The organism is Desulfobaculum sp., assembly GCF_054921475.1.
In genome coordinates, this window is record NZ_JBUDSW010000155.1 from 1 (window position 1) to 8,777 (window position 8,777).

Consider the following 8,777-nt stretch of genomic DNA (forward strand, 5'->3'; position numbering starts at 1 on the left):
CGGGCTGCGCCGGGCGAGCCGCCCGCCGATTGGGGTAAAGTTATGCCTCGGCCGGGGTGGTTTCGGTTTCCGTTTCCGTCTCCGCCGCGGGGGCTTCGGCCTCATCGTCTTCAATGACGCCCAGATGCTTGAGCAGGGCCGTCTCGATGGTTTGGGCCAGTTCCGTGTTTTCCTGCAGCATGGCGCGGACGTTCTCCTTGCCCTGCCCAAGACGCTCGGAACCATAGGCGTACCACGAGCCGCTCTTCTCCACGATGCCGTTATCGACGCCCATGTCCAGAAGCTCACCCTCGCGGGAGATGCCGGTGCCGTAGAGCACGTCGAACTGGGCCTCGCGGAACGGCGGGGCGACCTTGTTCTTCACCACCTTCACGCGGGCGCGGATGCCGTAGGATTCTTCCTTGTCCTTCAAGGTCTGAATGCGGCGGATGTCCATGCGGATGGAGGAGTAGAACTTGAGGGCGTTACCACCGGTGGTGGTCTCGGGGCTGCCGTAGCCCGTCATGCCGATCTTCATACGGATCTGGTTGATGAACATGACGGAAGCGCGGGACTTATGGATGGTACCCGTCAACTTTCTGAGGGCGTGGGACATCAGGCGCGCCTGTCCGCCCACCTGCGTCTCGCCCATGTTCCCCTCCAGCTCGGCCTGCGGGATGAGCGCGGCAACGGAGTCGATGACGATGATGTCCACGGCTCCGGAGCGCACGAGCATGTCGGCGATGTCTAGCGCCTGCTCGCCGTAGTCCGGCTGGGAGATGATGAGCTCCTCGGTGTTCACACCGAGGCGACGGGCATATTTAATATCCAGAGCGTGCTCCGCGTCGATAAACGCGGCAACGCCGCCCTGCTTCTGGCATTCTGCAATGATATGCAGGGTCAGCGTGGTCTTACCCGAAGATTCGGGACCGTAGACCTCGGTGACGCGACCCTGTGGGATGCCCCCGATACCCAGCGCCATGTCCAATGCAATGGAGCCTGTGGGAATGATCGGTATATTGACATGCGCATCGTCGGACAGCTTCATGACAGAACCCTGACCGTACTTGCGCTCAATGGTCGACAGAGCGGTGCTCAATGCCTCCCTGCGCATTTCTTCGGGACTCAGCTGCTGGGTACGACGTTTGGCCATATGTATCACTCCATGAAATATTTATAGCGAAAGCCTCCGACACATAGCAGAACCCCCGCCGTCCGGCAACTGCGCACGTGTCCCCGCACGGGAGGCGGCAGGACAAAAATTGTGCGCAGAGAACATTCCGACCATTTCTCTCGGAATCATTGACGAAGCCGCTTGGCATAAGGTTTTCCCGCCTGCCTCACCCCTTGCCACCCGCGCCGAGCATGGGTATAGCCTTTCTTCCCATGACCAAGAACACCACATACGACGCCCTGGCCCTGTTTTCGGCCGGGCTCGATTCACTCTTGTCGGCCAAGGTTCTTCAGGCACAAGGCCTCCGCGTCAAATGCCTGCACTTTGTCACGCCCTTTTTTGGGCATCCGGGCCGCGTGCGCGGCTGGCGCAAAACCTACGGACTGGACATCGACGTCGTCAACATCGGCGACGACTACGTCCAGATGATGCTTGATAAGCCGAAGTACGGCTTTGGCAAGTATTACAATCCGTGCGTGGACTGCAAAATCATCATGCTGCGCCACACCCGCCAGCTGCTGGAGAAGTACGGCGCCACCTTCATCGCCACCGGCGAGGTGGTGGGCCAGCGGCCCATGTCCCAGCGCCGGGACGCCATGAACTCCGTCATCAACGAGTCCGGCACCGAAGGTCTGCTGCTGCGCCCGCTGTGCGCCAAAACCCTGCCGCCCACGCCCATGGAGGAATCCGGTCTGGTGGACCGCGAACGCCTGTACGGCATCTCCGGCCGTGGCCGCAAGGACCAGCTGCGCCTTGCCGAAGAAGTCGGCATCACGGACATCCCCACCCCCGCAGGCGGCTGCCGCCTGACGGAGCAGGCCTCGGCCTGCCGCTACGCGCCGGTCTTCCAGCACCACCCCGCGCCCACGGCGCAGGACTTCTACCTGTCCAACGTGGGGCGGCAGTACTGGGCGGGCACGCACTGGCTGACCATTGGCCGCGACCAGCATAGTAATGAAATGATCCGCCGCAACATCACCGAGACGGACCTCGTCTTTGACGTGGTGGGCTATCCCGGCCCGCTGGCGCTGGGGCGTCAATTTGCCGGCGCATGGACCGAAGACGCCGTGCGCGACGCCGCCGCCTTTATGGCGTCGTTCTCGCCCAAGGCGCGCCGCGCGGAAACGGACATCACCGTTACCGTCACGCAGGGCGACACCGAACACACCGTCACCATTTACCCTTCACGCGAGACGGCGCTTGGCTGGAAGGAATGCACCTGGCAGGACGCCATACCAACGCGCAATGCCATGGACCCCAAAAAGCGCTAGCGGCACGGGTATTGCTACATATTCCACAAAGCCTGGTCAGTACGCGAACCGGGTGTCCTGAGGCGAATCAACACCACAGAAACGAGCCGGGTAACGGCCACGATTTTCATTACGATTCGACCCGGACGCCACCGCGGCTGGACCGGGCTTTTCCGTGTCGTTCCATGGTTGCCAACACCCGCTGCTTCATGATGTGGTACGCACACGCATCACCCAGTATCCGACAACTCACCCAACATTCATCTGCGCTCCGACGGCCCTCTGCCTGCGGCATGCCCGGACGGACCTGATTCTTGAGGATTTCATGCTCATTCAGTTCGTGTTCATTCTCATAAGCGCCGCGCTGCTCTGGTTCGGCGCGGAAGTTATTGTTGACGCCGCTGCGGCCATTGCGCGCCGTTTCAAGGTACCGGAACTGATCATCGGCCTGACCATCGTTGCCATTGGCACGTCGGCCCCGGAATTTCTGGTCACCGCGTCCGCGGCCTTCAAGGGGCTGTCGGACATTTCGCTGTCCAATGTTGTTGGGTCCAATATCTTCAACCTTGGCATCATTCTCGGCTCCATGGCCATGCTGCGCCCCATCGCCGCGGCAAAGCCCGTACTGAAGCGCGACGGCCTGCTGCTGCTTGGTGTTGTGGGCTTTATTACCCTCACCACGCTGGATGGCACCCTCAGCCGCGTGGACGGCACAATTTTGCTGGGCACCCTTGTCACGTACATCTGCGTGCTTATTCTGCGGCGTCCCAAGACCGCCTGCACCGAGGAGCCCGCCTGTGACGAACGTATCGCCACATGGCTGGACGCGCCCAAACTGCTGGTGGGCTTTGTGTGCGTGTCCTTCGGCGGCAGTCTGATGGTGGACGCGGCAACGGAATTGGCGCGCCACATCGGCGTTTCGGAATGGGCCATTGGCGTGACCATTGTTGCCGCAGGCACCAGCCTGCCGGAGCTTGTCACCTGCCTTGCGGCGTCGGTCCGCGGCAAAAACGACATGCTGCTTGGCAACCTCATCGGCTCGGACCTGTTCAACTTTTGCGGCGTGCTCGGTTTGACCAGCCTGCTGCATCCGCTGGCCATTTCCGGCGCGGCCACCACGAGCCTGCTTATGCTGGTTGGCTCCGTGGCCATTGTGCTGCTGTGCATCCGCACAGGCTGGGAGGTCAGCCGCAAGGAAGGACTGCTTTTGCTGCTGCTTGGACTGGTGCGCTGGGTTCCATCGCTGTTGTAGAACAGTTGCGCGATGTGAAAAACCCTGCACTTTCGCCACATTCTACGCCGCACCCCCCGGTGGCACTTGCCAGTTTGCGCAATCGGTATTAGATTCACCCATACGTAAAACGCCTCAAATATCCTCAAGGAGGACATACAATGAACAGATTCGGTAGTGTCAGCAGCTCGCAGACGCGCTCCATCGAGGGCGTGAACGCGTTCATGCGTGGCGTGTATAACTGGATGGCCGCTGGCCTTGGCGTCACCGCGCTGTGCGCCTTCCTTACGGCGTCCAGCCCCGCCATGCTGAACCTGCTCTTTGGCGGGTCCATCATGGGCTACGTCATCATCTTCGCGCCCTTTATCATGGTGCTTTTCCTGTCTGCTGGCATCCAGCGCATGAGCGCCGGCATGGCAACGGGCATGTTCCTGGCCTACAGCGCGCTGATGGGGCTGTCGCTGTCCAGCATCCTGCTGGTATACTCCGGCCAGAGCATCTTTATGACCTTTGTCATTTGCGCGGGTATGTTCGCGGGTATGAGCATCTATGGCATGACCACGAAGAAGGACCTCACCTCGTGGGGGAGCTTCCTGTTCATGGGCCTCATCGGCATCATCATTGCCTCCATCGTGAACATCTTCGTCGGCAGCTCTGCGCTGCAGTGGGGCATTTCCGTGCTTGGCGTGGTCATCTTCACGGGTCTGACGGCGTACGACACCCAGCGCCTGCGCATGATGGGCGAGTCCGCGCCCCATGGCGACCACACCGCCATCCGCCGCGGCACCATCCTTGGCGCACTGACCCTGTACCTTGACTTCATCAACCTGTTCCTCATGCTCCTCAGGCTCTTTGGAGCCTCCCGAGACTAAGCCTTCCCGGGGGTGGCGCAGTGCCACCCCCTTTTTTTATCTATGAGCAACGTACTCTCTCTCCAACAGACCCTCGCCCCGCTGCTCTATCTGCCCAGCCGCCTTTACGCACGCCTTATGCGCGCCCGCCGCGAATGGTATGAACATGGCCGCATCCTCTCCCACCGCCCGCCGCGCCCCTGCGTCAGCATTGGCAATATCGGCTGGGGCGGCAGTGGCAAAACGCCGCTGACGGAATGGCTGATGCGCTGGAGCGAGCGCCACGACGTCAGCTCCGCCGTGCTCACGCGCGGCTACGGGGCCAATCCGCCCGGTCCGCACTACCTTGTCACCCCGGACAGCACGCCGCAGGAAGCCGGAGACGAACCCCTGCTCCTTGCGCGCTCGTGCCCGGAGGCGCGCGTTATTGTGGACCCGGACCGCACCCGCGCCGCCAAATGGGCATGGCGCGAGTTCCGCCCCGACCTTTTTCTGCTGGACGACGGCTTCCAGCACCTGAAAGTGCAGCGCGACCTCGACCTTGTGCTGCTGCGCCCCAAGGACCTCATCGACCAATGGAACTCGGTGATTCCCGCCGGGTCGTGGCGCGAGGATGAAGGCGCACTCACCCGCGCCGCCGCGTTCCTCATCAAATGCCAAGAGGACGAGTTCCAGTCGCTGGAACCGCTCATTCAGGAGCGCCTCGCGAAGTACAACGCGCCGGTGTTCAATTTTTCCTTTAAGCCCCTTGGCATCAAGCGGCTGGATGTTGCCGACTCCGCGCGCACCTTTGGCGGCGCGCCCTACACCCTCGTCACTGGCGTCGGCGAGCCTGACCAAGTGGTGGAAACCACGGAAATCCTGCTGGGAGACCGTCCGTCGCTGCACCTGCGGTTTGACGACCACTACACCTACACCCAGCGCGACTGGGACGAAATCCGCAACCAGTCGGACCTGAAAAACATCCGCCACATCCTCTGCACGGCCAAGGATGCCGTGAAGCTGGCGCGCTTTGAGCCGCGCAATCTGTGGACCTTTGACCACACGCTGGAGTTTGGTCCGGCCTACTTCGCGGAGACGACCTTCCCCAACTGGTGGGAAGAATGGTGGACCATCCTCCGCCCCCGCGACTAACGCCCCGCGCGGCGCAGCCGTCCTCAGCGCCGCCACATTGAACGGGCCCCGGCCCTTCATCCGCCGCCACACGCTGGCCGCGCCGCCAAGCACGCGCCGCGCCGTTCCAAAGCCACACGCCCAAACGGCTGGACACAGCGCGCCCAGACCAGCACAGTACAACAATGCCGGATTTCTCCGACAAAAAAATTTCACATCCAAAGGATACGATAAAACCATTATGGCAAGTAAACGAAAGAAAAGACGTTCCCGGTCCGGCGAGGACACACGTCCCGCCCAGCGCGGCATCAATCCGCGCAATCTGCTGAAGCTCTTCAAGGATGTCGGCCGCCCCATGCGCATCGCCGAAATCCTCTCCCGCCTGCAGGAGGGCAAAGGCGCCAAGCGCGCGCTCAAGGACCTGCTGCGCTCCCTTGAGGACGACGGCAAAATCATCCGCACCAAGGGCGGCGCCTACGGGCTGACCGAAAGCATGTCCCTTGTCACGGGCACCTTGGAGGTTCAGCGCTCCGGTGTCGGCTTCCTCATCCCCGAGGACAAGCGCCGCAAGGATATTTTCATCAGCCCCAACAACTTTGGCGATGCCTGGAACGGCGACCGCGTGGTTGCCGCCGTCATCCCCGCCGCCCGCAAGGGCAAAAGCCCGGAAGGCCGCATCGTCCGCGTTCTGGACCGCTCCCTGCGCAAGATTACGGTGCGCCTCATCAAGCGCCTTGGCCCGGACATGTTCATCTCCCACCCCACGGATACCAAGCTCCAGTTCAACATCATGTGCGACACCGAGCCGCTGGACGAAGAACCGGCGCTTGGGGATATCGTCTCCGTGCTGCCCGGTGAAAAGCTGGACCACAAGCTGTGGGCCGGTGACGCCGTGGAAGCCCTTGGCGCCGAGGACGATGTGTCCGTGCAGGAGGGGCTGGTGAAGATGATGCACGGCGTGCCGCGCAAGTTCCCCAACAGCGCCCTGACTGAGGCGCAGCAGTTGCCCGTTGAACCGAGCGAGGCAGACTTTGCAGGCCGCAAGGACCTGCGCGACCTGCCGCTGGTCACCATCGACGGCGCAACGGCCCGCGACTTTGACGACGCCATCTGCGTGCGCCCCGAGGGCAAGGGCTACCGCCTGTGGGTTGCCATTGCCGACGTCAGCCACTACGTGCGCCCCGGCAGCGGGCTGGATAAGGAAGCCATAGAGCGCGGCAACTCCTACTATTTCCCCCAGTCCGTGGAACCCATGTTCCCGGAGGCGCTCTCCAACGGCCTGTGCAGCCTGAACCCGAACGTCAACCGCCTCGCCATGGTGGCCGAGATGGTCATCGGCAAGGACGGCCAGTGCAGCGGCGAAACGTTCTACCCCGCCGTCATCCGCAGCCATGCGCGCCTGACCTACTCGCAGGTGCACCGCATCCTGCAGGAGAAGGACGAGGGCGAACGCTCCGCCGTCAGCCATGTTGTCCCCATGCTGGAGGACACCGAGCGCCTGGCCCACATCCTGAACCGTATGCGGCAGGACCGCGGCACCCTGGACTTTGACCTGCCCGAGCCGGAAATCTTTTTCGACATGGACGGCGTGGCCACGGACATTCAGCCCAAGGCGCGCACCTTCTCCCACCAAATTGTGGAGGAGTTCATGATTGCCGCCAACGAGGCTGTGGCGCGTTTTCTGGAAAACCGGGATATGCCCTGCCTCTACCGCGTGCACCCCTCGCCGGATGCGGAAAAGCTCCAGTCCGTCTTTAAGATGCTGGCGCGCACCGAGCTTGGGTCCAAGATTCCCAAGTCTCCCTCACCGCAGGCCGTGCGCGAGCTGATTGCCGCCGCCGAGGGCACGGATATGGAATTCATTGTGGGCCGCCTTGTGCTGCGCTCCATGATGCAGGCCAGCTACGGTCCGGACAACGAGGGCCACTACGGCCTTGCCTCGGACTGCTACTGCCACTTCACCTCGCCCATCCGCCGCTACGCCGACCTTGTCATCCACCGCTCGGTCAAGGCGGCCCTCGGCTTTGGCGATGTGCCCGCGCCGGAATTTGACACCCTTGCCGACCTTGGCGACCACCTGAGCGCCCGCGAACGCGTCGCCATGAAGGCCGAACGCGAAATCCTGCGCCGCGTGACCATCCTATTCCTGCGCGACAAGGTTGGCGCGGAGTTTACAGGCATCATCAACGGTGTGGCGGACTTTGGCTTCTGGGTGGAGCTCAATGAAGTCATGGCCGAGGGGCTTGTGCGCCTTTCCACGCTGGAGGACGACTACTACGCCTATATGGCGGACCGGCAGGAAATCTGGGGCGAGCGCACCAAGAAGCGCTTTGGCATCGGCCAGAGCGTGCGGGTGTTCCTGCGTGACGTGAACCTGTCGCGCCTTGAGGTGAATCTGGAACTCGTCGAGTCCTAGCCTTACCTTTCTGTCACCACGACGGGCGGGACGCGCACTGCGTATCCCGCCCTTTTTTTGCGCCATGGCGCCGCGCCCCCAAAGCCCTGCCACCCGCCACGATTCAGCAACGCTCTACATTATGTGAAATCTATAACTTAATGATCGCGATCACAAAATTTCTGCGTCGCCCAAACGACATTGCAAGATGTTGTTTTTATTACTGTTTTTTCAGAGCGCTGCGTATTACGCAGTAGGAATGAGTGTTTACTTTTGGCTAACCTACTCATTTATATGGTACTTTTTTCTCTACTAAAAAAGTGAACAAACCCCTTGCCATGCCATGTGAAAATATCTACATAGAACTCACGAGCGAACGATGAGCCCCATCGACCTCGACGTAAAGCCATGTTGGATACTCTGGATGTCTTTACGCTCATAAAAGCCCTCATACTGCTGGCGACCGGGCCTCCCTCCTTTGGGTACAGCCTGTGTTCACATTCTCGAATCCAAGAAGCACTCCAGCAGTTTTGGCGCATAGAGCCAATCCGTATCCCACTCTTTGGTGACCGGGCTCCCACCTCGGTCCCGCCCATTTCCCGCACGCGCCGCGCACCGTCCTCCAAACAGCCACGCGGCGCGTGCGGAACATGGAACCATCCGGCGCTTTGCGCCGGTCTTTGACCTCCATACCTACATCACACGAATGCTGTCACGCCGCGGCCATCCCTCCGCCGCGGTGTGCCCTGCGGCCCTTCCGGCACCTGCCGGAAGGGCGCATTGG

General features: G+C 61.6%; 6 protein-coding genes. 5 read left to right on the plus strand and 1 reads right to left on the minus strand.

Annotated elements, in window-relative coordinates; translation table 11 throughout:
- Positions 1-40: 40 nt before the first annotated feature.
- Entirely contained in the window at positions 41-1,132 is a 1,092-nt protein-coding gene (gene recA, locus ACY69P_RS10795; RefSeq protein WP_462327471.1) for a recombinase RecA, read from the minus strand.
- Between the two features lie 233 nt (positions 1,133-1,365).
- Here recA and ACY69P_RS10800 point away from each other — a divergent pair, with 233 nt between their 5' ends.
- The 5 genes from ACY69P_RS10800 (at position 1,366) to rnr (ending at position 8,014) form a co-directional block, all read left to right on the plus strand.
- Positions 1,366-2,424 carry an adenine nucleotide alpha hydrolase family protein gene (locus tag ACY69P_RS10800; protein ID WP_462327472.1) on the plus strand — a complete coding sequence of 353 codons (1,059 nt, stop codon included), beginning with the start codon at positions 1,366-1,368 and terminating at the stop codon, positions 2,422-2,424.
- 304 nt (positions 2,425-2,728) lie between these two features.
- Positions 2,729-3,655 (plus strand): calcium/sodium antiporter, encoded by a 927-nt coding sequence (locus ACY69P_RS10805; RefSeq protein ID WP_462327473.1) that lies wholly within the window; start codon positions 2,729-2,731, stop codon positions 3,653-3,655.
- 140 nt (positions 3,656-3,795) lie between these two features.
- On the plus strand, positions 3,796-4,506 hold the full coding sequence (locus ACY69P_RS10810; protein WP_462327474.1) for a Bax inhibitor-1/YccA family protein: 711 nt from the start codon (positions 3,796-3,798) through the stop codon (positions 4,504-4,506).
- 42 nt (positions 4,507-4,548) lie between these two features.
- Positions 4,549-5,619, plus strand: coding sequence for a tetraacyldisaccharide 4'-kinase (gene lpxK, locus ACY69P_RS10815; protein ID WP_462327475.1), 1,071 nt, complete (start codon positions 4,549-4,551; stop codon positions 5,617-5,619).
- Between the two features lie 220 nt (positions 5,620-5,839).
- A complete protein-coding gene (gene rnr / locus ACY69P_RS10820; protein WP_462327476.1) occupies positions 5,840-8,014 on the plus strand; it encodes a ribonuclease R in 2,175 nt (724 codons plus the stop codon).
- Positions 8,015-8,777: the final 763 nt, after the last annotated feature.

Bases quoted from the DNA above. Each gene is read 5' to 3' on its own strand.
- recA (WP_462327471.1), bottom strand. From the start codon at position 1,132: ATGGCCAAACGTCGTACCCAGCAGCTGAGTCCCGAAGAAATGCGCAGG.
- ACY69P_RS10800 (WP_462327472.1), top strand. From the start codon at position 1,366: ATGACCAAGAACACCACATACGACGCCCTGGCCCTGTTTTCGGCCGGG.
- ACY69P_RS10805 (WP_462327473.1), top strand. From the start codon at position 2,729: ATGCTCATTCAGTTCGTGTTCATTCTCATAAGCGCCGCGCTGCTCTGG.
- ACY69P_RS10810 (WP_462327474.1), top strand. From the start codon at position 3,796: ATGAACAGATTCGGTAGTGTCAGCAGCTCGCAGACGCGCTCCATCGAG.
- lpxK (WP_462327475.1), top strand. From the start codon at position 4,549: ATGAGCAACGTACTCTCTCTCCAACAGACCCTCGCCCCGCTGCTCTAT.
- rnr (WP_462327476.1), top strand. From the start codon at position 5,840: ATGGCAAGTAAACGAAAGAAAAGACGTTCCCGGTCCGGCGAGGACACA.